Annotated in this window: 29 protein-coding genes, 1 tRNA gene and 1 pseudogene; 16 read left to right on the top strand and 15 right to left on the bottom strand. The window is 51.2% G+C overall.

Annotation, left to right across the window (positions count from 1 at the left end):
* Nucleotides 1-38 precede the first annotated feature (38 nt).
* The 3 genes from AC791_RS03250 (at nt 39) to AC791_RS03240 (ending at nt 1,326) form a co-directional block, all read left to right on the top strand.
* Nucleotides 39-608 (top strand): hypothetical protein, encoded by a 570-nt coding sequence (locus AC791_RS03250; protein ID WP_228136870.1) that lies wholly within the window; start codon nt 39-41, stop codon nt 606-608.
* A 51-nt stretch (nt 609-659) separates the two neighbouring features.
* Nucleotides 660-935 carry a hypothetical protein gene (locus tag AC791_RS03245; protein WP_228136869.1) on the top strand — a complete coding sequence of 92 codons (276 nt, stop codon included), beginning with the start codon at nt 660-662 and terminating at the stop codon, nt 933-935.
* 61 nt (nt 936-996) lie between these two features.
* Nucleotides 997-1,326, top strand: a complete 330-nt coding sequence (locus tag AC791_RS03240; protein ID WP_049839035.1) for a hypothetical protein — start codon at nt 997-999, stop codon at nt 1,324-1,326.
* Between the two features lie 387 nt (nt 1,327-1,713).
* Here AC791_RS03240 and AC791_RS20315 read toward each other — a convergent pair whose 3' ends face one another.
* On the bottom strand, nt 1,714-2,256 hold the full coding sequence (locus AC791_RS20315; protein WP_148677742.1) for a hypothetical protein: 543 nt from the start codon (nt 2,254-2,256) through the stop codon (nt 1,714-1,716).
* A 232-nt stretch (nt 2,257-2,488) separates the two neighbouring features.
* On the opposite strand from AC791_RS20315, the gene AC791_RS03235 reads away from it, so the two are divergent.
* The 5 genes and pseudogenes from AC791_RS03235 to AC791_RS03220 all read left to right on the top strand — a co-directional run bounded on the left by AC791_RS03235 (nt 2,489) and on the right by AC791_RS03220 (nt 4,971).
* Complete coding sequence (locus AC791_RS03235) at nt 2,489-2,800, top strand: RAQPRD family integrative conjugative element protein (RefSeq protein ID WP_049839034.1); 312 nt, start codon at nt 2,489-2,491, stop codon at nt 2,798-2,800.
* 25 nt (nt 2,801-2,825) lie between these two features.
* Nucleotides 2,826-3,032: a TIGR03758 family integrating conjugative element protein gene (locus AC791_RS03230; protein WP_228136868.1), complete on the top strand. Its 207-nt coding sequence runs from the start codon at nt 2,826-2,828 to the stop codon at nt 3,030-3,032.
* A gap of 27 nt (nt 3,033-3,059) precedes the next feature.
* Nucleotides 3,060-3,686 (top strand): annotated as a pseudogene (locus AC791_RS03225) (PFL_4703 family integrating conjugative element protein).
* Nucleotides 3,686-4,099, top strand: a complete 414-nt coding sequence (locus AC791_RS20940; RefSeq protein WP_072094278.1) for a DUF3438 family protein — start codon at nt 3,686-3,688, stop codon at nt 4,097-4,099. The pseudogene AC791_RS03225 and the gene AC791_RS20940 overlap by 1 nt, the downstream one beginning before the upstream one ends.
* Entirely contained in the window at nt 4,018-4,971 is a 954-nt protein-coding gene (locus tag AC791_RS03220) for a tyrosine-type recombinase/integrase (protein WP_416202287.1), read from the top strand. The genes AC791_RS20940 and AC791_RS03220 overlap by 82 nt, the downstream gene beginning before the upstream one ends.
* 211 nt (nt 4,972-5,182) lie before the next feature.
* Here AC791_RS03220 and AC791_RS03215 read toward each other — a convergent pair.
* The 6 genes from AC791_RS03215 to aspA all read right to left on the bottom strand — a co-directional run bounded on the left by AC791_RS03215 (nt 5,183) and on the right by aspA (nt 10,995).
* Nucleotides 5,183-5,258, bottom strand: a tRNA-Phe gene (locus AC791_RS03215).
* Nucleotides 5,259-5,349: 91 nt separating this feature from the next.
* Nucleotides 5,350-5,925 (bottom strand): transcriptional regulator, encoded by a 576-nt coding sequence (locus AC791_RS03210; protein ID WP_049839061.1) that lies wholly within the window; start codon nt 5,923-5,925, stop codon nt 5,350-5,352.
* A 35-nt stretch (nt 5,926-5,960) separates the two neighbouring features.
* The gene (locus AC791_RS03205; protein WP_049839033.1) at nt 5,961-7,751 is read right to left on the bottom strand and encodes a protein-disulfide reductase DsbD; all 1,791 of its coding nucleotides are present in this window, start codon (nt 7,749-7,751) and stop codon (nt 5,961-5,963) included.
* Complete coding sequence (cutA, locus tag AC791_RS03200; protein ID WP_049839032.1) at nt 7,727-8,050, bottom strand: divalent cation tolerance protein CutA; 324 nt, start codon at nt 8,048-8,050, stop codon at nt 7,727-7,729. Before cutA ends, AC791_RS03205 begins: the two co-directional genes overlap by 25 nt.
* Before the next feature lie 94 nt (nt 8,051-8,144).
* The gene (locus AC791_RS03195; RefSeq protein ID WP_049839031.1) at nt 8,145-9,446 is read right to left on the bottom strand and encodes an anaerobic C4-dicarboxylate transporter; all 1,302 of its coding nucleotides are present in this window, start codon (nt 9,444-9,446) and stop codon (nt 8,145-8,147) included.
* A gap of 112 nt (nt 9,447-9,558) precedes the next feature.
* A complete protein-coding gene (gene aspA / locus AC791_RS03190; RefSeq protein WP_049839030.1) occupies nt 9,559-10,995 on the bottom strand; it encodes an aspartate ammonia-lyase in 1,437 nt (478 codons plus the stop codon).
* Nucleotides 10,996-11,333: 338 nt separating this feature from the next.
* Between aspA and AC791_RS03185 the strand changes: the two genes are divergently transcribed.
* Nucleotides 11,334-11,801: an FxsA family protein gene (locus tag AC791_RS03185; RefSeq protein ID WP_049839029.1), complete on the top strand. Its 468-nt coding sequence runs from the start codon at nt 11,334-11,336 to the stop codon at nt 11,799-11,801.
* 31 nt (nt 11,802-11,832) lie between these two features.
* Here AC791_RS03185 and yjeH read toward each other — a convergent pair whose 3' ends face one another.
* Entirely contained in the window at nt 11,833-13,080 is a 1,248-nt protein-coding gene (gene yjeH / locus AC791_RS03180; protein ID WP_049839028.1) for an L-methionine/branched-chain amino acid transporter, read from the bottom strand.
* 242 nt (nt 13,081-13,322) lie between these two features.
* On the opposite strand from yjeH, the gene AC791_RS03175 reads away from it, so the two are divergent.
* From AC791_RS03175 to AC791_RS03165, 3 genes are all read left to right on the top strand, one after another.
* On the top strand, nt 13,323-13,616 hold the full coding sequence (locus AC791_RS03175) for a co-chaperone GroES (RefSeq protein ID WP_043081801.1): 294 nt from the start codon (nt 13,323-13,325) through the stop codon (nt 13,614-13,616).
* 43 nt (nt 13,617-13,659) lie between these two features.
* Complete coding sequence (gene groL / locus AC791_RS03170; protein ID WP_049839027.1) at nt 13,660-15,306, top strand: chaperonin GroEL; 1,647 nt, start codon at nt 13,660-13,662, stop codon at nt 15,304-15,306.
* 259 nt (nt 15,307-15,565) lie between these two features.
* Complete coding sequence (locus tag AC791_RS03165; RefSeq protein WP_049839026.1) at nt 15,566-15,919, top strand: DUF4156 domain-containing protein; 354 nt, start codon at nt 15,566-15,568, stop codon at nt 15,917-15,919.
* Nucleotides 15,920-16,028: 109 nt separating this feature from the next.
* Here the strand turns inward: AC791_RS03165 and epmB are convergent, their stop codons facing one another.
* On the bottom strand, nt 16,029-17,057 hold the full coding sequence (gene epmB, locus AC791_RS03160) for an EF-P beta-lysylation protein EpmB (RefSeq protein ID WP_049839025.1): 1,029 nt from the start codon (nt 17,055-17,057) through the stop codon (nt 16,029-16,031).
* 40 nt (nt 17,058-17,097) lie between these two features.
* On the opposite strand from epmB, the gene efp reads away from it, so the two are divergent.
* Together efp and ecnB are read left to right on the top strand one after the other, a co-directional pair.
* A complete protein-coding gene (gene efp / locus AC791_RS03155) occupies nt 17,098-17,664 on the top strand; it encodes an elongation factor P (RefSeq protein ID WP_049839024.1) in 567 nt (188 codons plus the stop codon).
* A 224-nt stretch (nt 17,665-17,888) separates the two neighbouring features.
* Nucleotides 17,889-18,035, top strand: coding sequence for a lipoprotein toxin entericidin B (gene ecnB, locus AC791_RS03150; RefSeq protein WP_049839023.1), 147 nt, complete (start codon nt 17,889-17,891; stop codon nt 18,033-18,035).
* A 48-nt stretch (nt 18,036-18,083) separates the two neighbouring features.
* Here the strand turns inward: ecnB and AC791_RS03145 are convergent, their stop codons facing one another.
* On the bottom strand, nt 18,084-18,689 hold the full coding sequence (locus tag AC791_RS03145) for a response regulator transcription factor (protein ID WP_049839022.1): 606 nt from the start codon (nt 18,687-18,689) through the stop codon (nt 18,084-18,086).
* A gap of 256 nt (nt 18,690-18,945) precedes the next feature.
* On the opposite strand from AC791_RS03145, the gene sugE reads away from it, so the two are divergent.
* Nucleotides 18,946-19,263, top strand: coding sequence for a quaternary ammonium compound efflux SMR transporter SugE (gene sugE, locus AC791_RS03140; RefSeq protein ID WP_049839021.1), 318 nt, complete (start codon nt 18,946-18,948; stop codon nt 19,261-19,263).
* Here sugE and AC791_RS03135 read toward each other — a convergent pair.
* From AC791_RS03135 to frdA, 5 genes are all read right to left on the bottom strand, one after another.
* Nucleotides 19,260-19,790 carry a lipocalin family protein gene (locus AC791_RS03135; RefSeq protein WP_049839020.1) on the bottom strand — a complete coding sequence of 177 codons (531 nt, stop codon included), beginning with the start codon at nt 19,788-19,790 and terminating at the stop codon, nt 19,260-19,262. The two genes, sugE and AC791_RS03135, sit on opposite strands and share 4 nt — an antisense overlap.
* 107 nt (nt 19,791-19,897) lie before the next feature.
* Entirely contained in the window at nt 19,898-20,257 is a 360-nt protein-coding gene (frdD, locus tag AC791_RS03130) for a fumarate reductase subunit FrdD (protein ID WP_049839019.1), read from the bottom strand.
* A gap of 10 nt (nt 20,258-20,267) precedes the next feature.
* Nucleotides 20,268-20,663, bottom strand: a complete 396-nt coding sequence (frdC, locus tag AC791_RS03125) for a fumarate reductase subunit FrdC (RefSeq protein ID WP_049839018.1) — start codon at nt 20,661-20,663, stop codon at nt 20,268-20,270.
* 10 nt (nt 20,664-20,673) lie between these two features.
* A complete protein-coding gene (locus AC791_RS03120; RefSeq protein ID WP_049839017.1) occupies nt 20,674-21,408 on the bottom strand; it encodes a succinate dehydrogenase/fumarate reductase iron-sulfur subunit in 735 nt (244 codons plus the stop codon).
* Nucleotides 21,401-23,191 carry a fumarate reductase (quinol) flavoprotein subunit gene (gene frdA / locus AC791_RS03115; protein ID WP_049839016.1) on the bottom strand — a complete coding sequence of 597 codons (1,791 nt, stop codon included), beginning with the start codon at nt 23,189-23,191 and terminating at the stop codon, nt 21,401-21,403. The genes AC791_RS03120 and frdA overlap by 8 nt, the downstream gene beginning before the upstream one ends.
* 295 nt (nt 23,192-23,486) lie before the next feature.
* Between frdA and epmA the strand changes: the two genes are divergently transcribed.
* Nucleotides 23,487-24,464: an elongation factor P--(R)-beta-lysine ligase gene (gene epmA, locus AC791_RS03110; RefSeq protein ID WP_049839015.1), complete on the top strand. Its 978-nt coding sequence runs from the start codon at nt 23,487-23,489 to the stop codon at nt 24,462-24,464.
* Nucleotides 24,465-24,625 lie beyond the last annotated feature (161 nt).

The following is a 24,625-nucleotide window of genomic DNA, read 5'->3' as shown; positions in this document are numbered from 1 at the left end:
ATTTATAATAGCTTATTCTTGATGCGATGGAGTCGCGAATGCCTGAACCGACGATACGAGAATCTGGTGAAGTGGCGGTCGAGCAAACAAATGAATTATTCCGACAGGCTGATAAGCCTCTCGTTGCTTGCCTGTTGAGTGAACTGGATCTGGAATGGTGTATTGCCGCAGTGCGGAATATGCCTGAAGAAAGACAACTCCCCTGGGATCAAATTGGCGCGATGCTTCGGGACGATAACGCCTTCAACTTTTGTTTTAAGCTACTGGATGCCCGACATCGGCCCGCAGGTGCGTGTATCTGTGAATACTGTCCGGGGGATGATGTACTCAATGTTGAGATGTTGCAGAATTTTCAGATTCAGCCATCGATCCTTGATGGCAACATGCTGAAGTTTGCACTTTATGCCATCGTTTTGTTTCTCCTGGAAACGGAAGGCTCGGGCGTACGCTTGATGTTTCCCATTAATCAGGCAGTTGCGGCATATTACGTTGAAGAACATGGTTTCCAGGATATTACTGACGATGGATCAAGAGATATCCTCTATCGTTCAGCGGCAGACCTGGTTGACTGGTTCAAGCGTGACGCTGCTTTAGTTGATGGTGAGTAATTTATGAGCGATACTGTAAGACAACATACGCGACGAACTAAGGAGTTAGGTATGATGACGAGAAAGAGAAAATTAGTCGCGCCTGAATCCCTCTTTTTCCAGGTGCCAGAAGCGACTCAGGTTCATGAGGACGGCAGTACTGAGAGCGTGGTTTGTGGCCGTAATGGCAAAAAAGTGACGTTTACGACCCCAAAAGGCCAGAAGATTAGCGCTTCAAAAGATGAAGTCTTCAATGTGCTGTTGAATTCAGCAAAATCAACACGCCAGCCTCGACCGATCTCTGAAGGTATCTGCGACCTGACCAGATACGAGCTTCTTTCAAAATAGTTTAAAGGCCGCGCTCGTGGCCTTTTTTATTTCGTTGATTATCTAATGGACGGATGTGAATATGAAAAAGGCAATTCTCGTATTGATGACATTGACTTCATTTAGCGCTATCTCTGCAACAATTATGTCGATACCGACAGATTCGAATGCTAAATATACAATTTTAGACCATGAGTTAAATGGAAATATGGCAACCATTATAACTAAACGAGAGGGACCCTCAGGAGTATCGTATTCTAAGCGCTTATATGATTGTTCTGCCTGGACTGTTAAATATCTTGGTGATGGAGATACCATCGAGCAAATGAATTTATCTGCGCCTGACGCAAATATGGGCTCCATTGTTGATAACTCAATTGCTTATTATATAGGCCAAAAAGCCTGTAAATAATTACAGCCCAGATTAAAGGTCAGAATAGCAAGCTTGCGCATCTTTCTGGCTTTTAATCCGGGTTTTGCAGGGAGCGCAAACCTACTTGCGCCGGGGTGGCAAAGAACCCCGATGGCGCATTCTGCGTCACGTTTTACCCCTTCCATAATTTTCTAAATTCCACTTCTGTTTTCTTACTGCCCCTCCAGGACGCTTTTCGCCACTCTTCCTCCGTACATGCAATCGCATTGAAGGAGGTTTATATGCGCATGACACAACCCCGGGTATGGTGTCTGTTGCTGTTACTGGCGGCATTGATGATAGGGCTGGCGATTTCAGTGATGACGGGGAGTTTTAAGAAGTGTTTGTGAGACCGGAAAAAAAGCCTGGCTTTGCCAGGCTTAGTACTTATTTTGATATATCTGGATATATAATTGTTATTATTGTAAACGCTGTGCCAATAAACCCAACCAATAAGCTAAGCCTGGAAATAAGTCTTTCACGGCCGCCTTCTTTTCTATTTGAAGAGTAAAGTTCGCCAAGTGATTGAGATAATTGTGAAACGGTGTGTCGATTTGAGTTCGAAGAGAGTTGTAACTGTCTAAGTTGTGTTGCTACGTCCTCAGGTAGTTCAGAGAAGGGGATTTGTGACTTATGCCAATAGATAATATTCCTAATGCGCTCTAAATCATTTTTGTATGCGGCGGGTGCATTTATGTAATGGTTAAGGATATTTTCCAGGCAGGGCTGAATCGATTTTTTATTTATTGCCCATCGATTTGCTAATATATAAATATCTTTATTTTTTAGTTTGTTATGTTGTATTCCGTTTTTAATGCTCTGCTCGAAGCGCTTTCTCCAGTAGCTTTGAGATATATCATTCAATGTATAGAAAATGATTAGTAATGAACCTATTACACAGGCTGCGAGTAAAGATAATAAAATTATCATAACTATATCTCGTCGTTTTTTCTCAGTTTAACAAGCTTTAAGATAACAAAACATAGTGATTTACCTACTATTTTTGGTTATCTCAAAGCTTTGCCATCCCGATGGCGCATTCTGCGTCACGTTTTACCCCTTCCATAATTTTCAACATTCCACTTCTGTTTTCTTACTGCCCCTCCGGGACGCTTTTCGCCACTCTTCCTCCGTACATGCAATCGCATTGAAGGAGGTTTATATGCGCATGCCATCATCCCGGGAATGGTGCCTGTTGGGTTTTTTGCTGGTTTCGGGCTTTCAGGCCGCCGAGTCTGACGAGCTGGCGCTGGTAATGAAGCAACTGGATCAGGTGCAGGCGGCGCTGGAACGCGCCCGTGTTGTCGCCGTTCAGGATGGGCAGCACGGATGCCTCTATCTCGATTACCTGTGGGCAACGCAGGACATCAAGGCGATTCACCAGGGCATTGGTATCTACCTGGAGCCTTCCCGTGCTCAGCCGGTGCCTTCGGGATCTCTAACCGGTCAGTACCGGATGGAGCGTCGTCCATGAACGATGCCCAGACCAGCGCATTTAAGTGGCAAGTGGCAACGCCGATCCCGCACTGCTGAGAAAAGTGTTTATCGGTGCACTAATTGCGCTACTGGTTTTGTGGGTGGGGTGGGGTTTTGTACATGTTTATCGGGGGTACGCGGCAGGCCATGTCAAAGAGCAGGCGCTAGTGCGTTTTGCCATTCGCTCAGTCCTTTTAATCATTATCGCTATCTATCTTTTTGTCAGCTAAGTCTGGCTTTCTTATAAGGAAATAACTATGTTTTGCGCTGCATTATCTTCTCTGTTTTTTTCTTTTCGCCTCTGGTGTGCGCGGGTTCTGGCGCTGTCAGGCTGGATGATGTCCCCGCGTAATCTGACCATCCACAATCCTCTCGATCTCCGCTCCGGCAGCTCCCGTCCGTGATGGGAAATCCCTCCCTCAACGGTGTATGCCTTCAGCTTTTATATCTTCCAGCAACTGAACAGCTGGCCGAAGGATGGTGACGTTGATTATCCGTATCGCATCGAAACGCTGTCGGCCTACCTGACGCCGACCTGCAAGGAACGGCTGCACAAGGATGCGAAGCAACGTAAAGACCTGGGCGAATCGCGGGATCGCGTGCGGGGTGTGTCGGAGATCCCGGAACGGGGCTACCGGGATGACAGCGTCACCATTATTGACCGCGATAACTGGCAGGTTCGTCTGGATCTGGTTACCGATGAATATGTTAACTCCGAACCGGTTAAACGCTCGCTGGTGCGCTATCCGCTGAAAGTGGTGCGCTGGGATAAAAATCCGGAAGCCAACCCGTTCGGTCTGACGCTGGATTGTCTCTCGGAAGCGCCGCAGCGTCTGGAAGCGGCCCCTGTGGTTAAGGAAGAGAAAAAGGGAGTGTTTAACTGATGAGATTACGACGATTTTTGTTGTTGCTGGCCTGTCTTGCCGCATTACCGGCGCAGGCGGTTGAGCTGGTGAAGTGGGAGCGTATTCCGCTGCCGGTGGCCCTGACCTGCTATGCCGCGCAAAGTCTGTACGCACCGTCACGAACGATTGAGCCGCTGCCCGGCGTGCATTCTGTTTCGCTACCGTTACCGGACAAACTTACGTCATTGCTATCGTCAGAATCCGTTGAAATCAAACCGCTGGCCGCATGGGGATTGCAGGGTTACAGCGTGGTGGCGCTAGCTATGTTGCTGCGGAAATTAAGGCCCCGCGTTGGATACGTACAGATGATATTTCCTTTGAGCTTCTTACGGAGCAGTATTTTTACAGCAAATCATTACGGCCAGCGACAGAGTGGAGTTATCGGAAAGTAGTTCGTTCTTTTGAGGATTTTACGCTTCAGCAACCCGCAGAAATTACTTATCTGACCGTGCTTAAATGGCGGCACACGGTACTTAACGATCTAAATCTGGCTCCCCGAACCTGGAATAATAAAGTGGCGCATATGCGGGCGCTATTCAACTTCGGTATCAAACAGGGATTATTGAAGCAGGCTGAAAATCCTTTCAACGGTGCAATAGTTCGCCCGGGAACGAAAAAGAAGAAGACATTAACCCAGACGCAAATGGATACGATGTATCGGTTAATGGAACAGTATATGGAATGTGAAAAGGAAAGGGGATATTGCAGTGTGTTTAATGGACGACGAAATGCCTTGTTCCCCACCTGGTTCTGGCTGACGGTTATGAATGTATTTCGTTATACCGCCATACGGCAGAACCAGCTTCTGCATATCCGGCTTGGTGATATAAATCTCGAAGAACGATGGATCGATTTGAACATAGAAGGAGCCAGGAATCATCGTGAGCATCGGGTTCCGGTCGTGTCAGCACCCTATCCGTCACTGGAGTATCTTGTGATAAAAGCAGGCGAAGCCGGGATGGAGCGAAATCATCAGGTCTTCAACGTTGGGTGGTTTGACCTGGTGAGAAAGCATAAATATCCCGAGGTGATGAACGAGTATCCGCTGAGAGCGTTTTTCCGGCGCTTGTCCAGAGAGTGTAAGCTCACTGTAACGCCGCACCGGTTTCGCCACACGGTGGCAACGCATATGATGAAATCACCGGAGCGTAATCTGTACGCGGTGAAAAAACTGTTGGGTCATGTCAGTATCACATCAACGCTGGAATATATTGATGAAAGTGTTGATAGTCTGAGGGATATACTGGAAACGGAGTTGATGTAGCGGTCTGATGAATGTGTCGCTGACACAATTTGACATTAACAGTGAATTTCTGTAAATATCACGCACGAAAAAACAGACTTGCTCTAACAAGTCTGTTTTTCTGGAGCCTTTTCTCAACCACAAGTAACAGCGTTACATCGTGTTTTTACTGGCTCGTCTTCGTGTCCGTCAGAACTGCATCTTGCATATCTGACCAACCGGCTTTGAATAGTGGTGCCCGGACTCGGAATCGAACCAAGGACACGGGGATTTTCAATCCCCTGCTCTACCGACTGAGCTATCCGGGCAACGGGGCGCATTAAACCGTAATCATCGATTCACGTCAATGAAATTTCGCTAAATACGGTTTGTTTGCTTAACTTTGCGGCAAAAAGACCACTATGTCAGCGCACCGCCCTGGCGGCACTGCGCAAAACGCAGGACATCTTCTGCCAGACGTTGAGCGGTGTCGACATCGGTCTGGCTGCGGTTGACCAGCATCCGACTCAGGCAGCCTTCCAGAATCAGTTCCATCTGCTTCGCCACCATTGCCGGATCGTCGACTTCCAGTTGGGTAAGCAGTTCATGACTGAAATCATATGCTGCCTTTTTTTGCTGATCGGCCAACTGATGAACAGGATGGTCTGGATCCGGATAAAACGTACAGGCGGCGATAAACAGGCAGCCAGGGTAGCGATGATTACTGACGCATTCGGTGAGCGCGCCGTAGCGGGCCAGGAGCTTTTGCTCGTTAGTCAGTTCATCATTATGCATAAGCTGTCTGCGCCAGGCGTCGACCTGTTGACTAAGATAGCGCAGTACGTCGTAAAGCAACGCTTCACGATCGGGCCAGAAACGCTGCAGTTCCTCCAGCGGGTAATCAAGGCGCTCGGCAACCATTTCTAGCGTGGTGCTGGCTATCCCTCTTATTTCGAGTAATTTAAGGGCTTCTCCCAGGACGTCTTCACGTTGCACGATGTTCTCCTCCATTTAATCCCCAGAAGTGTCGCTTACTGCGGCAGATTCTGCAAATGTGTATGAAAAGCAGGCGCATCCATAAACCCCGTTACCCGGTATTCCGGGTGCTCGTTACCTGCGGAATCAAAAAACAAAATTGTCGGTAAACCCAGTACCTTGAGACGTTTTAACAGGGCAATATCTTCAGCACTGTTGGCGGTAACATTAGCCTGCAACAGTAGACTGTTATTCAATGTCTGACGAACCTGAGGATCGCTAAACGTGTATTTCTCAAACTCCTTACAGGCTACGCACCAGTCCGCATAGAGATCGAGCATTACCGGTTTACCCTGCGCCTGAGCCAGAGCGCGATCCAGGTCTTCCACATTCGTGATGCGGGTAAAGTTCAGGTGCGCCTGTTCAGCGCCGGGCGGCGCGCCAAAGGCCCAGTCCTGAAGCGGGCGGGCACAGACCAGCGTGGCACCCAGCAAGATAATCTGCACCGCACGCATCCACGGCTGCGGTGCTTTCAGGCTGGTGATAAAGGCCCAGCCGAAGAAGGCGATACCGAGCAGCGACCACAGTCGTAATCCCTGAACGTCGCCAACGATCCGCTCCAGCAGAAAGACCGGTAATGCAAGAATAATAAAACCGAACGCGGTTTTAACATGCGCCATCCACGGCCCGCTTTTGGGTAACAGGCGATTGCCGAAGACCGTCACCAGGATAAGCGGCAGGCCCATACCCAGCGCGTAAAGATACAGCGTGCCGCCGCCGAGCCACAGATTACCGCTCTGAGCGATATAGAGCAGGATCGCGCTGAGGGGGGCGGTAGTGCAGGGAGAACAAATCAGTCCGGCAATCGCCCCCATTATAAATACGCCGCCGGGAGAACCTCCCTGCTGGCGGTTGCTCATCAGCGCCAGCCGCGTCTGTAATGAAGAGGGTAGTTGCAGAGTAAACAGGCCAAACATTGAGAGAGCCAGCAGGGTAAAGATGATGGACAGGCCAATCAGAACATAGGGATGCTGAAGCGCCGCCTGAAATTGCAGCCCTGCGGCGGCAACGACCAGCCCAAGCGAGGTGTAAGTTAGCGCCATTCCCTGTACATAAATAAAGGCCAGCAGTAGCGCACGAGGGGTAGAGAGCCGATGCTGACCACCGAGAACGATGCCGGAGATTAACGGATACATGGGGAGTACGCAGGGCGTAAAGGCAATGCCAATGCCGATCAACAATGCCCACAGGGCAGTGAAGGGCAGGGCTGCGTCGGCGTCGCTGCTTTCTCTTACCTCAGCTCCTTCCCCGGGAGAGAGGGAGGTGCTGGCGTCGGCGTCGCTATTTGCTGTTACTTCGGCTTCAGGATGAGTGGCTCTCTCCGTCGCGGGTGCGGACAGTTTCCTCTCCTGGGGGAGAGGGCGTACTTCACTTACCGGCACCACTTTAGTCTCCGGCGGATAGCAGAGCCCGCTGGCAGCACAACCCTGATAAGTTACCGTTAATGAAGCCTCTTTCCCGGCAGAATAGATGTCTACCGGTACCGATAATGTCTGGCGATAAATTTCACTTTTGCCGAAGAATTCATCTTCATGGCTCTCTCCCATCGGGAGTTGCAGCGGGCCAATATCTGCCTGCGTAGCCGTCACCTTAATGTGCTGGCGATAGAGATAATATCCTTCTTTCACCTGCCAGTTTAGGGTAACTACACGTTGGTCTTGCTGAAAATTAAAGGCAAATGCCTGGTCGGCCGGAACGAAATTTGAGCGCCCCGGGGCGTCAAAAAGACCGGCAAAGGCTGACGTGCTGCACAGCAGCAGGATCAGCGTAAGGATGCGTTGAGCCATGAGAGGTAATCACTGTCTCCGTGAATAACGGGTAAAACCAAAAGTTCAGGGGTCTGATACGGGTGGTGCGCTTTGAGGCTGTCCAGCAGCGCTTGCTGATGTGCAGGCGACGTTTTTAGCACCATTTGCACCTCATATTCCTGCTCCAGTTTGCCTTCCCAGTAATAGAGCGAGCTCGCGCCAGGCAGGATCGTTACGCAGGCAGCAAGCTGGTCGCCCAACACTTTTGCTGCCAAATCCTGGGCGGTAGCTTCATCCGGGGCGGTACAGAGTACGACAACGGCTTCGGGTGTGGTCATCATTAACCTCGTATCAGGGGAAAGAGGCACTATACCACGGTGGGAAGAAAGGGTTGATGACGCGGGCCACTCAATGGCCCGCGTTTAAAAACATTTACAACATAATGCTGCCGAAAATAAAACCGAAGATCACACATAGCGTGATGGCGATAACGCCGGGGATCAGGAACGCGTGATTGAAGACATATTTGCCGATGCGGGTTGAGCCAGTATCATCCATCTCTACCGCTGCCAGCAACGTAGGATAGGTGGGCAGAACGAACAGCGCTGAGACGGCGGCAAAAGACGCTATGGCCGTCAGCGGGCTAACGCCCAGCAGCAGCGCAGCAGGCATCAGTGCCTTGGTCGTTGCCGCCTGCGAGTAAAGCAGGGTGGCGGCAAAAAAGAGTACGATCGCCAGTAGCCACGGGTAGCTGTTTAACAGGTCGCCCGCTATCGTCTGAATATCACTAATATGGTGCTTCACAAAGGTATCGCCCAGCCAGGCAACGCCAAGCACGCAGATACAGGCGCTCATGCCGGATTTAAAGGTACCGGCGTTGAGGATCTCTCCGGTATCGACTTTACAGGTCAGGCAAATCAACGTCGCAATAGTCAGCATGAATACCACAATCGCTTCATTACGCGGCAGGATCGGGTTGGCAATTAATCCGACGGTTGGGCTAATCGCCGTGGCGTACAGCATGACTGCAATAATCCCAATCAAAAACAGCATCACCGAACGCTTCGCATGGGGCTTAAGCATAAACACCTGGCTACCGCGCAGTTTGATTTCTCCTTTCGCCAGACGCTCCTGATACACCGGATCATCCTTTAGCTCGGCGCCAAGAAAGTTACACACGATGGCAGTAAGCATAACGGCGATCAGAGTGACCGGAATACAGATAGCCAGCAGCGTCAGATAGCTAACGCCCAGCGGCTCAAGAATACCGGCGAAGAAGACTACGGCGGCAGAAATTGGTGAGGCAGTAATGGCGATTTGCGAGGCGACCACGGCAATAGACAGCGGGCGCGAAGGGCGAATTCCCTGCTCTTTGGCGACCTCGGTGATCACCGGTAGCGTTGAGAATGCCGTATGCCCGGTTCCGGCGAGGATCGTCATAAACCACGTTACCAGCGGTGCAAGAAACGTAATATATTTTGGGTGCCGCCGCAGCATACGTTCGGCGAGGCTGACCAGAAAGTCCATCCCGCCAGCAACCTGCATGGCGGCGATAGCGGCAATCACGGCCATGATAATTTCAATCACATCAAACGGGATCGCGCCGGGGGGAATCTGAAAAAAGAGCGTCAGGACAAGGACACCCAATCCGCCAGCAAATCCAATACCTATGCCGCCAAGCCGCGCACCAAGGTAAATCGCCAGCAGGACAATAACGAGTTCTGCACCAAACATATAAACCTTCTTATTTTTTAATTAATTGATATTAAATTGTTGCAATTAGGTAATCACAAGCAACAAAAAAGGCACGTCATCGCTGACGTGCCTTTATGTTTAACCGGAACTGTTATTGTTCACTTTCATCGGTATAACGTTTTGCCTTATAAGCCGGATGCATAAGATTCTGTGCTGAAAAAATATCGTCCAGTTCAGCTTCGGTAAGCAGACCGCGCTCCAGGACGACTTCGCGCACGCTCTTACCCGTTTCAGCGCAAATTTTGCCAACAATATCACCATTATGGTGGCCGATATACGGATTAAGATAGGTCACAATGCCGATAGAGTTATAGACATAGCTTTCACAAACGGCTTTGTTCGCCGTAATACCATTAACGCATTTTTCCAGCAGGTTGTAGCACGCATTGGTCAGAATGTGAATCGATTCAAACATCGCCTGTCCAATCACCGGCTCCATGACGTTCAACTGAAGCTGACCGGCTTCTGAGGCCATCGTCACGGTAGTATCGTTGCCAATAACTTTAAAGCAGACCTGGTTAATCACCTCTGGTACCACCGGGTTAACTTTTGCTGGCATGATTGACGAGCCAGCCTGCAATTCCGGGAGGTTAATTTCATTTAACCCGGCACGTGGGCCAGAAGAGAGCAGGCGCAGGTCATTACAGATTTTCGACATCTTAACGGCCAGGCGTTTCAGGGAGCTGTGAACCATCACGTACGCGCCACAGTCAGAGGTCGCCTCAATCAGATCTTCAGCAGGCGTCACCATCAAATTACTGACTTCAGCCAGCTTTTGCACCGCCAGTTGTTGATAACCATCCGGCGTGTTCAGACGCGTACCGATGGCTGTTGCGCCGAGGTTAACTTCCAGCAGGAGTTCAGCTGTACGCAGCAGGTTTTTTGTCTCTTCACGCAGTAGTACGCTAAAGGCATGGAATTCCTGGCCAAGCGTCATTGGCACTGCATCCTGAAGCTGGGTACGGCCCATTTTCAGCACGTCCTGGAACTCAACGGCTTTTTTCTCGAAACCTTCGCTTAACTGATGGATTGCATCAATCAGTTTTACGATGGAAGCGTAAACTGCAATGCGGAATCCGGTCGGGTAGGCGTCATTAGTGGACTGGCATTTATTAACGTGGTCATTAGGATTGAGGAACTGATACTCGCCTTTCTGATGGCCCATCAGTTCAAGTCCGATATTGGCCAGCACTTCGTTGGTATTCATGTTTACGGAAGTCCCTGCGCCGCCCTGATAGACGTCGACCGGAAACTGATCCATACATTTGCCATTGTTCAGAACTTCATCACAGGCGGCAATGATGGCATTTGCCACATTTTTCGGGATGGTCTGCAGCTCTTTATTCGCCAACGCTGCGGCTTTCTTCACCATCACCATTCCGCGGACAAACTCAGGAATATCGCTGATTTTGTTGTTACTGATGTAGAAGTTTTCAATCGCTCTCAGAGTGTGAACGCCATAGTAGGCATCCGCTGGAACTTCCCTGGTGCCCAACAGGTCTTCTTCGATACGAATGTTGTTTAACATGTAAACCTTCTCTTTCAAGCTGCCAATGATTACACCAAATACGCAGTGTTTATGAGGGTATGCGTATTTTCTGACCGACGATTATCTCCCGAATCGGCCCGGTGCCCACGATCATATGCTGATGATAGCGAATTGCAGTAATCTGGATCACTTATTCTGCGACGAATCGCAAGATAATTATTGATGTGTGAAATGTATCACCCCCCTGAACATCCAGCTTAAAATTACGGGGTACTTTGGTTGAAGTTTGGCTTTTCGTCTCCATCTCATCAGGATGCGTTTCGCAAACCCATTTTTGGCAAAGGCTGACTGACCGTTGCCCACCACAGGAGAAGCCAGTGCGCTGGATACCTTTACTTGCTGTTTTTCTTTATGTTTATATCGAAATTTCGATATTCATTCAGGTCGCTCATGTGCTGGGCGTGCTATTAACCTTGCTGCTGGTGATTTTCACCTCATTCATCGGCATGTCGCTGGTGCGTAACCAGGGATTCAAAAACTTTTTGCTGATGCAGCAGAAAATGGCAGCCGGAGAAAGCCCGGCGGCGGAGATGACAAAAAGCGTTTCGCTGATCATTTCCGGCCTGTTATTGATCCTGCCAGGATTTTTTACTGACCTGCTGGGCTTGCTGTTGCTGTTACCGCCAGTGCAAAAGCATCTGACGCTAAAACTGCTGCCACATTTGCGCTTTTCGCGGATGCCGGGCGGGGGATTTAGCGCCGGCGGTGGTAATACGTTTGACGGGGAATATCAGCGTAAAGACGACGTGCGCGACCGGATTGAACATAAAGACGATCGCGATTAACGGGCCTGCTTTTTTCAGGCCCGACGAGATATTATAACGATGTGATGATGGCCCGCTTCGGCAAGAACAGCCACAGCGCGGCCAGCATGATAATAGCGTAAAGACTTTTCCATCCCACCATCACCAGTAACAGCAGGCAAAGCAGACCGCCAGTGGCGGCCAGAATGCGATAACGTCCTTTAAGTAATCGACACCCTGCCAGCATACACAGCAAATAAATGACGATGAAAATACCGTTGGCATAAACGATAAGCGCATCCAGATTAATTTGCAGACCGTAAATCGCGAGAGTAGACATCACACAACAGCCCAGAACCGCATTAAGCGCGTTGATCGGCAGCTGTTTTTTTGACAGGCGGGAAAGAGGACTCTGCGGTTTATACTGCGCCTGCGACCAGACCATTCGCGCAAAACTTTGAATATAAATGTTGAGGCTGGCAAAGCAGGCCAGATAGCCAATAATGCACGCTATCCACTGTGCCTTAACGCCAAAAAGCTGAACCACAATCGCCGGTAATGACGCGGCAGCGGCGAGCTCTTCGCCGTAGGCGTTAAATTTCAGCACCACCACAGTACAGGCCCAGTAGACGAAACCAGCCAGGAGCAGCCCAATCATTAATGCCCGCGGGAAATCTCTTTCCGGCTGTTTAAACTCGGAGGCCAGATGTGCAAAGGCTTCCAGACCGACAAAGCACCAGAACATCACGGCCAGCGCGGAAAAGAGCGCCGGAGCCTGCACATCCTGAAGAGCAGGGAAGGGAATGTGTGCCAGAGTAATGTCGCCAGACCACCAGATGGCGGCGATCAGCGCGACGATCAGCAACGCAACAATACTCTGTAGATTCGCGCTGGAGCGTGCCCCGCGGGTGCCAACAAACCAGATGAGCGCAAGCGTAATCAGTTCAGCGACCAGTAATTGCCAGCCGGACCAGCCAAACATCGCCTGCCAGAAACCGGCCGCAATATGTAAGGCGGCGGGTAATCCTACTGGAATAACTGATAAAAACAGCCAGCCGGTAACGCGCTCAAGGCGCGGTCCAAATGCCAGGCCGACAAAATGCGCCACGCCGCCAGCGCTCGGAAAGTGACGCCCGAGAATGGCAAAGACAATCGCAATCGGAAAAACCAGCAAAATAAGCGCGGGCCACGCCCATAAACTGTTATTTCCGGCGACCAGTGCCGCCAGCGCCGGAACGGCAAAAACGCCGGTCCCCAGTAGTGAAGTGGATAGCAGACCAACGCCCTGAGCGAGCCCTAATTCCTGTTTCAATCCCGCCATTTCTTTTTCTCTATGAGTCATTTACGCATCATTGATGGTATCACATTGCGTTTTAAGCGCTCTGACACTTGCGAGCATTGTCTATTTTTTAACGCGTTAATGGCGGGGAGATAAAATTTTTTTTCTCTCCCCCCTTGAAGGGGGAAAAACCGACCCCCATCTCTCAGGCACTAGTTGAAGAAGCCTGTGGCTCTTTGACGTCATCCATAACTGATAAAGACTTTCTCAAAGGAGAGCTATCAATGAGTATTCGTCCGCTACATGATCGTGTGATCGTCAAACGCAAAGAAGTTGAGTCCAAATCTGCTGGCGGTATCGTTCTTACCGGTTCTGCGGCAGGTAAATCAACTCGTGGCGAAATCATCGCTGTCGGTAAAGGCCGCATTCTGGAAAACGGTAATGTGCAGCCGCTGGACGTTAAAGTGGGCGATATCGTGATTTTTAACGATGGCTACGGCGTGAAATCCGAGAAGATCGACAATGAAGAAGTGTTGATCATGTCCGAAAGCGACATCCTGGCAATTGTTGAAGCGTAATCCGCGAACGACACTGAACATACGAATTTGAGGGAAAGAAAAAATGGCAGCTAAAGACGTAAAATTCGGTAACGACGCTCGTGTGAAAATGCTGCGCGGCGTAAACGTACTGGCAGATGCAGTAAAAGTTACCCTCGGTCCGAAAGGCCGTAACGTAGTTCTGGACAAATCTTTTGGCGCACCGGCCATCACTAAAGACGGTGTTTCCGTTGCACGTGAAATCGAACTGGAAGACAAGTTCGAGAACATGGGCGCGCAGATGGTGAAAGAAGTTGCCTCTAAAGCGAACGACGCTGCAGGTGACGGTACCACCACCGCGACCGTACTGGCCCAGTCAATCATTACTGAAGGTCTGAAAGCCGTTGCTGCGGGCATGAACCCGATGGATCTGAAACGTGGTATCGACAAAGCGGTTACTGCTGCGGTTGAAGAGCTGAAAGCGCTTTCTGTACCGTGCTCTGACTCTAAAGCCATCGCTCAGGTGGGTACTATCTCCGCTAACTCCGACGAAACCGTAGGTAAACTGATCGCTGAAGCGATGGACAAAGTCGGTAAAGAAGGCGTGATCACCGTTGAAGACGGTACCGGTCTGCAGGATGAGCTGGACGTGGTTGAAGGTATGCAGTTCGACCGTGGCTACCTGTCTCCGTACTTCATCAACAAGCCGGAAACCGGTGCAGTAGAACTGGAAAGCCCGTTCATTCTGCTGGCTGATAAAAAAATCTCCAACATCCGTGAAATGCTGCCGGTTCTGGAAGCCGTTGCGAAAGCAGGCAAACCGCTGCTGATCATCGCTGAAGATGTTGAAGGCGAAGCGCTGGCAACTCTGGTAGTGAACACCATGCGCGGCATCGTGAAAGTGGCTGCGGTTAAAGCACCGGGCTTCGGCGATCGTCGTAAAGCGATGCTGCAGGATATCGCTACGCTGACCGGCGGTACTGTTATCTCTGAAGAGATCGGTATGGAGCTGGAAAAAGCAACCCTGGAAGATATGGGTCAGGCAAAACGCGTTGTGATCAACAAAGATACCACTACCATCATTGATGGCGTGGGCGAAGAAGCGGCAATCCAGGGGCGTGTGACTCAGATTCGTCAGCAGATCGAAGAAGCAACTTCTGATTACGATCGTGAAAAACTGCAGGAACGCGTAGCGAAACTGGCAGGCGGCGTTGCCGTTATCAAAGTTGGCGCGGCAACTGAAGTTGAAATGAAAGAGAAGAAAGCACGCGTTGAAGATGCGCTGCACGCTACCCGTGCTGCGGTAGAAGAAGGCGTGGTTGCTGGCGGTGGCGTAGCGCTGATCCGTGTTGCAAGCAAGCTGGGTGAACTGCGTGGCCAGAACGAAGACCAGAACGTGGGTATCAAAGTTGCGCTGCGCGCAATGGAATCCCCGCTGCGTCAGATCGTGCTGAACTGCGGTGAAGAGCCGTCTGTTGTTGCCAACACCGTGAAAGCGGGTGACGGTAACTACGGTTATAACGCAGCCACTGAAGAATACGGCAACATGATCGATATGGGTATCCTGGATCCGACTAAAGTTACCCGTTCTGCTCTGCAGTATGCGGCATCTGTTGCGGGCCTGATGATCACCACCGAATGCATGGTGACCGACCTGCCGAAAGGCGATGCGCCTGACTTAGGTGCGGCCGGTGGCATGGGCGGTATGGGTGGTATGGGCGGCATGATGTAATTGCCCACGCCCTGCATCCTTCAGGCTGCAGATGCGTTGGCTGCGTTTGCTAACCCCAGTCACTTACTTGAGTAAGCTTCTGGGGATTAACAAACTTGCCGCGTTCCTGCAACCAGAATGATTTGGGTGTTCATCTCCCACACTAAGAATTGAGAGACCCCCGGGCAGAAATGTTCGGGGGTTTTTCTTTTGGTCATCTTTTTAGTATAAGGTTTAGACACGGACACATTTGTCCCGCTAATTGAAAATGAGGAATAACATGCGCGTAAAAGTCTCAGCAGGGATCGTGGGTGCGGCGTTACTGCTGGCAGGATGTAGCTCCGGCAATGACCTGTCCGCAGGCGGGCAGAGCGTTCGCTTTGTGGAAGATAAGCCAGGCGCGGAGTGCCAGCTTATCGGTATGGCGACGGGTAAGCAAAGTAACTGGCTGTCCGGGCAACATGGTGAAGAGGGCGGTTCAATGCGCGGTGCAGCTAATGCACTACGTAATCAGGCAGCTCAAATGGGCGGTAACGTGCTTTATGGCGTGAGTAGTCCCACACAGGGAATGCTGTCGAGCTTTGTGCCAACCGCAAGTGAAATGCAGGGCCAGGTATATAAATGCCCTAACTGATCGTTTGTCAGGCCCCCACGCGTTGAGGGCTTGCTACACTAACCCGGGATGCTCAGGCCTTTTATTATTCAGGCTGAGCATCCGGGATAAAGACCTAAATAAGCAGCCTTTATTTTTGACGAAGATGTAAATCGATAGGCGTTTTACTGGGCTCACCACCGATCTCACGCGCCAGTTTCGGCACCATATAACCGGAAACCAGCGTCAATAATTCGCGCATCAGCGCTCTGGCCTCATCATCACTCACCATGAAATGAGCCGCACCCTGAACTTTATCCAGCACGTGCAGATAATAGGGCATTACGCTCGCATCAAACAGCGCATTACTCAGTGCTGCCAGCGTGCTGGCATTGTCATTGACCCCGCGCAGCAGAACGCTCTGGTTCAATAGCGTTACGCCAGCCCTGCGCAGCAGCGCCATTGCAGCACGAAAATCATCATCAATTTCATTGGCATGGTTGATATGGTTAACCAGCAGGATTTGCAGCGAGGAGCGGGCAAAGCGTGCGGCCAGCGCGTCTGTGATCCGCGCGGGGATCACTATTGGTAAGCGACTATGAATGCGCAGACGCTTAATGTGGGGGATTGCCTCAAGCGCATCGAGCAACCAGTCCAGCTCGTGATCTTTTGCCATGAGCGGATCGCCGCCGGAGAAAATAATCTCATCAAGTTCGGGATGGGCCGCGATATAGTCCAGCGCGCGTTGCCAGCTACGCTTATTGCCCGGGTTATCAGCGTAGGGGAAGTGGCGACGGAAGCAGTAGCGACAATTTACGGCACAGCCTCCTTTCACCAGCAAGAGTGCACGATTCCGGTATTTATGCAGTAAACCGGGCACCACGCTGTGCTGTTCATCCAGCGGATCGGCGCTAAAACCGGGCGTGACGATAAACTCGTCCTGCGAGGTAAGTACCTGACGCAGCAAGGGATCGTGGGGATTGCCTTTCTCCATTCGCGCGGCAAAAGCACGCGGCACGCGCAGAGCAAAAAGACGTTTTGCTTCGATTCCTGCAAGCATCGCGTCATCAGCGTCTATATTCAGAAGACGCAAGAGTTCATCGGGATTGGTAATAACATCGGCAAGTTGCGTTAACCAATCTTCTCTGGACGGGGTATTTAGGGTTACAATATGCGCCATTTTGTGGCTTAGCTACCATTTAACAATTTCAGAGGGCCTTATGGCGACTTACTATAGCAACGATTTTCGTGCTGGTCTTAAAATCATGATGGACGGTGAACCGTATGCGGTTGAAGCCAGCGAATTCGTTAAGCCGGGTAAAGGTCAGGCGTTCGCACGCGTTAAGCTGCGTCGTCTGCTGACCGGTACCCGCGTTGAGAAAACCTTCAAGTCTACCGACTCCGCTGAAGGCGCAGACGTTATCGATATGAACCTGACGTTCCTGTACAACGACGGCGAGTTCTATCACTTCATGAATAACGAAACTTTCGAACAGCTGGCTGCCGATGAGAAAGCCGTAGGCGAGAACGCTAAATGGCTGCTGGACCAGGCTGAGTGCATCGTGACCCTGTGGAACGGTCAGCCGATCTCCGTAACGCCGCCGAACTTCGTTGAGCTGGAAATCGTTGAAACCGATCCAGGCCTTAAAGGTGATACCGCAGGTACCGGCGGTAAACCGGCTAAGCTGTCTACGGGTGCAGTGGTTAAGGTTCCGCTGTTCGTGCAGACCGGTGAAGTCATTAAAGTTGATACCCGCTCTGGCGAATACGTTTCCCGCGTGAAGTAATCACGCACCGCGTTCGCTTGCATCACCGTTTTTTCGATGTGAGCGAGTGCATATTCCTGGCGTGGTACCAGACTGCGCCAGTATTTTCAGCCATATCTGTTCTTTCCTTACCGCTTCGTTTCTTCTAATACTCCGAAAAATTTTTCCCCCGCCGCCATTTCTCAGAATTTTGTCTATGCTTAAGTTGCTATACACAAATAACACTGCGAATAAAGGAAGAAACTATGTTTAAGAAAACAATTGCTGCGATCTTTTCAGTGCTGGTGCTTTCTTCAGTATTAACCGCTTGTAACACTACTCGTGGTGTTGGCGAAGATATTTCTGACGGTGGTAGCGCAATCTCTGGTGCCGCAACCAAAGCTCAGCAGTAGGGTTATTCCGCGAAATACGCCATGCGGTACGGCTTTTTAGCCGTATCGTTATGACAAGTGTGCTATTGCATTCTCGCCCGATGATAAAAAAGGCGAAAAACGATTATCCATTCGTAGTTTAAGTCGGATATTCCTTTTATAGGTATAGACCGTCTTTCCGCTAATACTGAGCATTCCGGCAATCAGCGGATTGCTGACCCCCTCCAGCCACAGCGATAATACTTTCTCTTCCTGTCGGGTAAGCAATGGGCTTATGGTATGCGTGTAATTCAGCCACGGACGCGCGCTAAGTGCAGACTCAATCATATTCGTAATATGCTGCAATGGGGTTTTCTTCGACAGCGTTAACCGTACCGCATCGTGATTGGCGTAATGTCGGGCCGCACAGTACTGGAGTAAAATAACCTGGCTGCGTTCTCCACAGGCGGTAAAGAGCGCGTTAATCAAATTCGCCTGAGAGAGATCGGCCTGAAAACCATTTAAGTCTGCAATAACCAGGCTGGGTTGCCAGTGCTCAATATGCTCTTTGGCTAAAAAGAGACTGCTAAGGCTGGTGACCATAACGGGGGAATGAAAAGAGTGTCCCTGCGTAAGCCATTTCTCAAGCCCATGGCGACTAAACTGGCAGCGGTCAATAATCAGGATTTTATACATTGGGATTTCATAATGAATAGAAAACGGTAGGTGCTTATCGCGACGGTGATAACATCATCATATTCAAGACCGGGAAAGATAAAGGCGGGATTTACGCTGCGAAATAGAGGTATTTCTGACAATAAGGTTTTGAATAACACTTAAGGTAAATTATTGCGTTTTTATTCGGATTGCGTAAAGTAATGACTTCAATCAGCCTTATGGGACGACCCATAAGCGCTTTCTACAATGGGGACGGCCCCGCGATGGAGCCTATATGTCCTGGTTAATTCTTGTTATTGCAGGTCTTCTTGAAGTTGTCTGGGCGATTGGCCTGAAATATACCCACGGTTTCAGCCGTTTTACCCCAAGCGTTATCACGCTGATTGCCATGTTTTTCAGTTTCGGACTGCTGGCGTGGGCGATGAAAACGCTGCCGGTCGGGACTGCCTACGCCGTCTGGACAGGAATTGGCGCAGTCGGTGCAGCCATTACCGGCATCGTGCTGTTTGGTGAGTCGGCAAATCCGGCGCGCCTTCTAAGCCTTGCGTTAATTGTCGCCGGAATTATTGGTCTGAAACTCAGTACGCCTTAATGCGGCTGGTCGATCCAGAGTAGCTTGCTAACGTCAAAACCCTGCCGGGTCGCGGTATCCAGCATCTGCTGTTTTATCTCTCTGGAGATGGTCGGCGTTCTGGAAAGTATCCACAAATAATCGTGATTCGGCCCGCATACCAGCGCATGTTTATACTCTTTATCCAGCGCAATAATATTGTATCCGCCGTAGAACGGGCCAAAGAAAGAGACTTTCAGGGCGGCCCTGCTCGGATCGCCAGTAAAATACGCTTTACCTGTCGACTGCTGCCACATCCCGCGATCGGGGTTATAACCACGATTAATGACGCGTAACCCCCCATCATCACGCAGACTGTAGGTCGCGGTAACACGCTCTAATCCTCGCTCAAAGCGGTGATCGAAACGGGCAATTTCGTACCAGGTACCGAGATAGCGTTGCGTATCGAAATTATTAATGACCGTGACGCCAGAGGGAGGCGTTGGAGAACTACAGGCAACCAGCAAAAACGCAGCGGCGACGGTGGCAGCAACAGGCAGCAAACGCATAGTATTTTCCTTGCAGGTTTTTTAGCTAAGTGTAGAACCCGTCGGGAAAAATTGCTGTAGTAAACGTGAAAAATAGCCCTCTCACTGTTGCTGAGAGGGCGCGCGGATCACATAAAAATGACGCCGACCAGGGTCACGATCGACAGAATGGCGGCCAGACCGTAAAAAACCCATTTGCCGTGAGGTACGTGGATTTTCAGGTCGTGCATCATATGGTGAATGCGATGCAGGCCACACCATAGCGGCAGGGCAATCATCAGGAACAGGAAGGCACGCCCGATCAGGCTATGCGCAAAAGCCAGAACCCGATCGTAGCCGAGCGCGTCGCCAGGATAGAGGCCCAGCGGCAGCATGATACCGACCAGCAGGATCATCACCGGAGCGACAATGGCGCACCACATGCCGCCTGCGCCGAACAGTCCCCAGAATACCGGCTCGTCAGAACGTTTTGGATTGGGATGGATCATCAGTGTCTCCTTACCAGAACAGGGCAACAGCTAAAATAACGATAGTGACAATAATGGTCGCTATCCAGAGGCCGGAAATGACCGGTGCCGGCCCCAGTTTCTCATCCTTGACGATGATATTGGCCGCCTTCGGTGCCAGCTCGAACCAGGTTTTAGTGTGCAGCAGGGCAGCGGCCAGTGCGATCGCATTCAAAATAACGATCGCCGGGTTTTGCAGAAAACCAACGAATCCGGCCCACTGCTCGGGTCCGTGTTTTAGTGCAAACAGGCCATAAATCAGTTCAATACTGAACCAGACCGCCATGATTGCCGTGCCTTCACGCAGCATATAGAAGCGATAAAACGGCAGACTTTTCCACCAGTTTGACGGCATTGGCCGAACATAGGCTTTGCGTTTAGTCGTCATCGTGCACTCCTTAGCGTGGTTTCAGGGTAGCAATCAGAAAGTCTTTCGAGCTTTCGACTTTACCCTGCTGAATGGCGGCGGCGGGATCGACATGCTTCGGACAGACTTCCGAGCAATAACCGACAAACGTGCAGGTCCAGACCCCGTTTGGCCCGTTAAGCTGTGCCATACGTTCTTTTTTGCCGCGATCGCGGTTATCTTCATTGTAACGATGCGCCAGGGTGATGGCAGCGGGGCCAATAAACTCCGGGTTTAAGCCAAACTGTGGGCAGGCGGCGTAGCACAAACCACAGTTAATACAGCCGGAGAACTGATGGTACTTCGCCATTTGCGCGGGAGTTTGCGTGTTGGGTCCCTGATCTGGCGTGCGCGGATTGCCGATAATATAGGGCTTGATGGCTTCCAGACTCTCAATAAAGTGGGTCATATCGACCACTAAATCGCGCTCGACAGGGAAGTTACCCAGCGCCTCGACTTTCATGCCGCGGGTGTAATCACGCATAAATGTCTTACAGGCCAGTTTTGGCACCTTGTTGACCATCATGCCGCAAGAGCCGCAAATTGCCATTCGGCAGGACCAGCGGTAGCTTAGATCGGGGGCAAGATTATCTTTGATATAACCCAGCGCATCGAGTAGCGACGTTTGCTCGTCATAGGGCACGTCATAAAAGGCGCTGTGAGGTGCGGTATCGGTTTCCGGATTGTAGCGAACCACCTCAACCTTCATTGCTTGCATCTCAGCCATGCGTCGTCTCCTTCTTCTCGGCGGCTTCCGCCTCTGCGCCGTAAACACGTTTCGCCGGTGGCAGAGTCGTGATCTTCACGTCGCTGTAATCCAGACGAGTGGTGCCATCCGCATCACGGAAGGCGAGGGTATGCTTGAGAAAATTAACGTCGTCACGTTCAGTGCAGCCTTCATCAAGACGCTGATGCGCTCCGCGTGACTCTTTACGGGCAAGGGCAGAGTGCGCCATGCATTCCGCTACGTTCAGGCCGTGACCCAGCTCAATGGTGTAGAGCAGGTCGGTATTGAAGACGCTGGAGGTATCGGTGATGCGTACCCGTTTAAAGCGTTCCTGAAGTTCTGCCAGCTTATCGACGGTTTTTTGCATCAGCTCCGGCGTGCGGTAGATGCCGCAGCCTTCTTCCATCGACATGCCCATCTCGTCGCGAATGTTGGCCCAGTTTTCTGTGCCCTGCTGGTTAACCAGATCTTTTAGCCGCTGTTCTGCACCGGCCGCCTGCGCATTCAGCGCGCTATCGCTGGCTGTACCGACAGATGCCGCACGCGCCATCGCCTGTTCGCCAGCCAGTTTGCCAAAGACCACCAGCTCTGCCAGCGAGTTAGATCCGAGACGATTGGCACCGTGCAGGCCAACTGAAGAACACTCTCCGACCGCAAACAGGCCCTGAATGCGCGTTTCACAATTTTGATCGGTCTCAATACCGCCCATAGTGTAATGCGCGGTAGGACGGACCGGGATCGGATCTTTCACCGGATCGACACCAACATAGGCTTTCGCCAGCTCACAAATAAACGGCAATCGCTCAAGGATCTTCTTCTCGCCTAAATGACGCAGGTCGAGATAAACCACGTCACCGCGCGGGGTAGAGATCGTATTGCCCTTACGCCACTCATGCCAGAATGCCTGCGAGACTTTATCGCGCGGACCGAGCTCCATATATTTGTTTTTCGGCTCACCCAGCGGCGTTTCCGGCCCCATGCCGTAATCCTGAAGATAACGATAGCCGTCTTTATTGACCAGAATACCGCCTTCACCACGGCAACCTTCGGTCATTAAGATGCCGGAACCCGGCAGGCCGGTCGGGTGATACTGAACAAATTCCATATCGCGCAGCGGCACGCCATGCGCAAGCGCCATGCCCATACCGTCGCCGGTGACGATCCCACCGTTAGTGTTATAGCGATAAACGCGGCCTGCGCCGCCGGTTGCCATGATCACCGCGTTGGCCCGGATTTGCACCAGCGTGCCTTCCATCATATTCATCGCGACCAGGCCGCGCGCCTGACCGTCATCGACCAGAATATCGAGAACAAAATGCTCATCGAATCGCTGAATTTGCGGAAATTGCAGGGAGGTCTGGAAGAGGGTATGCAGCATGTGAAAGCCGGTTTTATCAGCGGCAAACCAGGTGCGCTCAATTTTCATACCGCCAAAACGGCGCACGTTGATGCTGCCGTCAGGGCGGCGGCTCCACGGGCAGCCCCACTGTTCAAGCTGGGTCATTTCTGTTGGACAATGGTGAACAAAGTAATCCACGACATCCTGCTCGCAGAGCCAGTCGCCACCGGCAACGGTGTCGTGGAAATGATATTCGAAGCTATCATGATCCTGGGTTACCGCAGCCGATCCCCCCTCGGCAGCAACGGTATGGCTACGCATAGGGTAGACTTTTGAGACCAGCGCGATTTTGGCGTCAGGTCTGGCCTGCGCGGCGGCAATAGCAGCGCGTAGTCCCGCGCCACCTGCGCCAACAATGGCAATATCGGCTTGAAAAGTATGCACGACGTTCCTCCAGATTATTGTTATTTCATCGCGCTCACGACGAATGCGATGAAAACGTACCCACTGCTCCTTTATAGGTAACGGATTATACCCGTGGTGAAAGAGGGGAAATTTGACGTGTTCGATTTTTTTGCGGTTCTTTATGATGATTTATCACTATTTCTGATGAATTTAGTGATTCATTCTGCTAGTGAATTATTTATGCCTGCTTTTGGGCAATGTCCTGTACAAAATTTGTCTCCGGATAGAGGAACGAGTAGACTTCGTGCCCTTAGCAAAAAACGGAGACAAAACCATGAGCGAAACGGCAACCTGGCAGCCGAGCGCATCCATTCCTAACCTGTTGAAACGTGCAAAAATTATGACTGAAATCCGTCGTTTTTTTGCCGACCGGGGCGTACTGGAGGTGGAAACGCCGTGCATGAGCCAGGCGACGGTGACAGACATTCACCTGTTCCCGTTTGAAACCCGTTTCGTGGGGCCGGGGCACTCCCAGGGCATGAATTTGTATCTGATGACCAGCCCGGAATACCACATGAAGCGTCTGCTCGCCGCAGGCTGTGGGCCGGTATACCAGCTGTGCCGCAGTTTTCGTAATGAAGAGATGGGGCGTCATCATAATCCCGAGTTCACCATGCTGGAGTGGTATCGTCCGCACTACGACATGTATCGCCTGATGAATGAAGTCGACGATCTCCTGCAGCAGGTGCTTGAGTGTCCGGCGGCTGAAACGCTCTCTTATCAGCAGGCGTTTCAGCGTCATCTGGACATTGACCCGCTGTCTGCGGACAAAACGCAACTTCGTCAGGTGGCGGCGAAGCTCGACCTGAGTAATATTGCCGATACCGAAGAAGACCGTGACACGCTGCTACAGCTCCTGTTTGCGATGGGTGTCGAGCCGCACATTGGTAAAGAGCGCCCGGCGTTCGTCTATCACTTCCCGGCCAGTCAGGCGTCGCTGGCGCAGATCAGTACCGAGGATCATCGTGTGGCAGAGCGCTTTGAGGTCTATTTCAAAGGACTTGAACTGGCCAACGGCTTCCACGAACTGACCGATGCCCGCGAACAGCAGCAGCGTTTTGAGCAGGATAACCGCAAACGTGCGGCCCGCGGTTTACCGCAGCAACCCATTGACCTCAATCTGCTAGAAGCCTTAAAGGCCGGATTACCCGATTGTTCTGGCGTGGCGCTGGGCGTTGATCGTCTGGTCATGCTGGCTTTAGATGCCGAAAGCCTTGCGGAAGTGCTGGCGTTTAGTGTCGATCGCGCCTGATGCGTTGGCCCTCCCTGGCGGAGGGCCAGTGTCGTGGAAATAGACCTTTCCCGTTATTAAAACAGCCATTGTTGCGCTTCACGCGCGCGCTTTCTGGCATGCCCTTTTAAGTCACAATAGTTGTCTGGCCTTCTGCTACCATCCGCCGCTGCTTTATACCC

It is taken from the genome of Klebsiella sp. RIT-PI-d, from assembly GCF_001187865.1.
Lineage (GTDB): Bacteria > Pseudomonadota > Gammaproteobacteria > Enterobacterales > Enterobacteriaceae > Superficieibacter.
Note: the sequence above shows the minus strand (reverse complement) of the source record. Positions and strands in the feature narration are given on the sequence as shown.

Excerpts from the sequence above, each read along its gene's own strand:
- AC791_RS03250 (WP_228136870.1), top strand. The coding sequence starts at position 39 with ATGCCTGAACCGACGATACGAGAATCTGGTGAAGTGGCGGTCGAGCAA.
- AC791_RS03245 (WP_228136869.1), top strand. The coding sequence starts at position 660 with ATGATGACGAGAAAGAGAAAATTAGTCGCGCCTGAATCCCTCTTTTTC.
- AC791_RS03240 (WP_049839035.1), top strand. The coding sequence starts at position 997 with ATGAAAAAGGCAATTCTCGTATTGATGACATTGACTTCATTTAGCGCT.
- AC791_RS20315 (WP_148677742.1), bottom strand. The coding sequence starts at position 2,256 with ATGATAATTTTATTATCTTTACTCGCAGCCTGTGTAATAGGTTCATTA.
- AC791_RS03235 (WP_049839034.1), top strand. The coding sequence starts at position 2,489 with ATGCGCATGCCATCATCCCGGGAATGGTGCCTGTTGGGTTTTTTGCTG.
- AC791_RS20940 (WP_072094278.1), top strand. The coding sequence starts at position 3,686 with ATGAGATTACGACGATTTTTGTTGTTGCTGGCCTGTCTTGCCGCATTA.
- AC791_RS03205 (WP_049839033.1), bottom strand. The coding sequence starts at position 7,751 with ATGGCTCAACGCATCCTTACGCTGATCCTGCTGCTGTGCAGCACGTCA.
- cutA (WP_049839032.1), bottom strand. The coding sequence starts at position 8,050 with ATGACCACACCCGAAGCCGTTGTCGTACTCTGTACCGCCCCGGATGAA.
- AC791_RS03195 (WP_049839031.1), bottom strand. The coding sequence starts at position 9,446 with ATGTTTGGTGCAGAACTCGTTATTGTCCTGCTGGCGATTTACCTTGGT.
- aspA (WP_049839030.1), bottom strand. The coding sequence starts at position 10,995 with ATGTTAAACAACATTCGTATCGAAGAAGACCTGTTGGGCACCAGGGAA.
- yjeH (WP_049839028.1), bottom strand. The coding sequence starts at position 13,080 with ATGGCGGGATTGAAACAGGAATTAGGGCTCGCTCAGGGCGTTGGTCTG.
- AC791_RS03175 (WP_043081801.1), top strand. The coding sequence starts at position 13,323 with ATGAGTATTCGTCCGCTACATGATCGTGTGATCGTCAAACGCAAAGAA.
- groL (WP_049839027.1), top strand. The coding sequence starts at position 13,660 with ATGGCAGCTAAAGACGTAAAATTCGGTAACGACGCTCGTGTGAAAATG.
- AC791_RS03165 (WP_049839026.1), top strand. The coding sequence starts at position 15,566 with ATGCGCGTAAAAGTCTCAGCAGGGATCGTGGGTGCGGCGTTACTGCTG.
- epmB (WP_049839025.1), bottom strand. The coding sequence starts at position 17,057 with ATGGCGCATATTGTAACCCTAAATACCCCGTCCAGAGAAGATTGGTTA.
- efp (WP_049839024.1), top strand. The coding sequence starts at position 17,098 with ATGGCGACTTACTATAGCAACGATTTTCGTGCTGGTCTTAAAATCATG.
- ecnB (WP_049839023.1), top strand. The coding sequence starts at position 17,889 with ATGTTTAAGAAAACAATTGCTGCGATCTTTTCAGTGCTGGTGCTTTCT.
- AC791_RS03145 (WP_049839022.1), bottom strand. The coding sequence starts at position 18,689 with ATGTATAAAATCCTGATTATTGACCGCTGCCAGTTTAGTCGCCATGGG.
- sugE (WP_049839021.1), top strand. The coding sequence starts at position 18,946 with ATGTCCTGGTTAATTCTTGTTATTGCAGGTCTTCTTGAAGTTGTCTGG.
- AC791_RS03135 (WP_049839020.1), bottom strand. The coding sequence starts at position 19,790 with ATGCGTTTGCTGCCTGTTGCTGCCACCGTCGCCGCTGCGTTTTTGCTG.
- frdD (WP_049839019.1), bottom strand. The coding sequence starts at position 20,257 with ATGATCCATCCCAATCCAAAACGTTCTGACGAGCCGGTATTCTGGGGA.
- frdC (WP_049839018.1), bottom strand. The coding sequence starts at position 20,663 with ATGACGACTAAACGCAAAGCCTATGTTCGGCCAATGCCGTCAAACTGG.
- AC791_RS03120 (WP_049839017.1), bottom strand. The coding sequence starts at position 21,408 with ATGGCTGAGATGCAAGCAATGAAGGTTGAGGTGGTTCGCTACAATCCG.
- epmA (WP_049839015.1), top strand. The coding sequence starts at position 23,487 with ATGAGCGAAACGGCAACCTGGCAGCCGAGCGCATCCATTCCTAACCTG.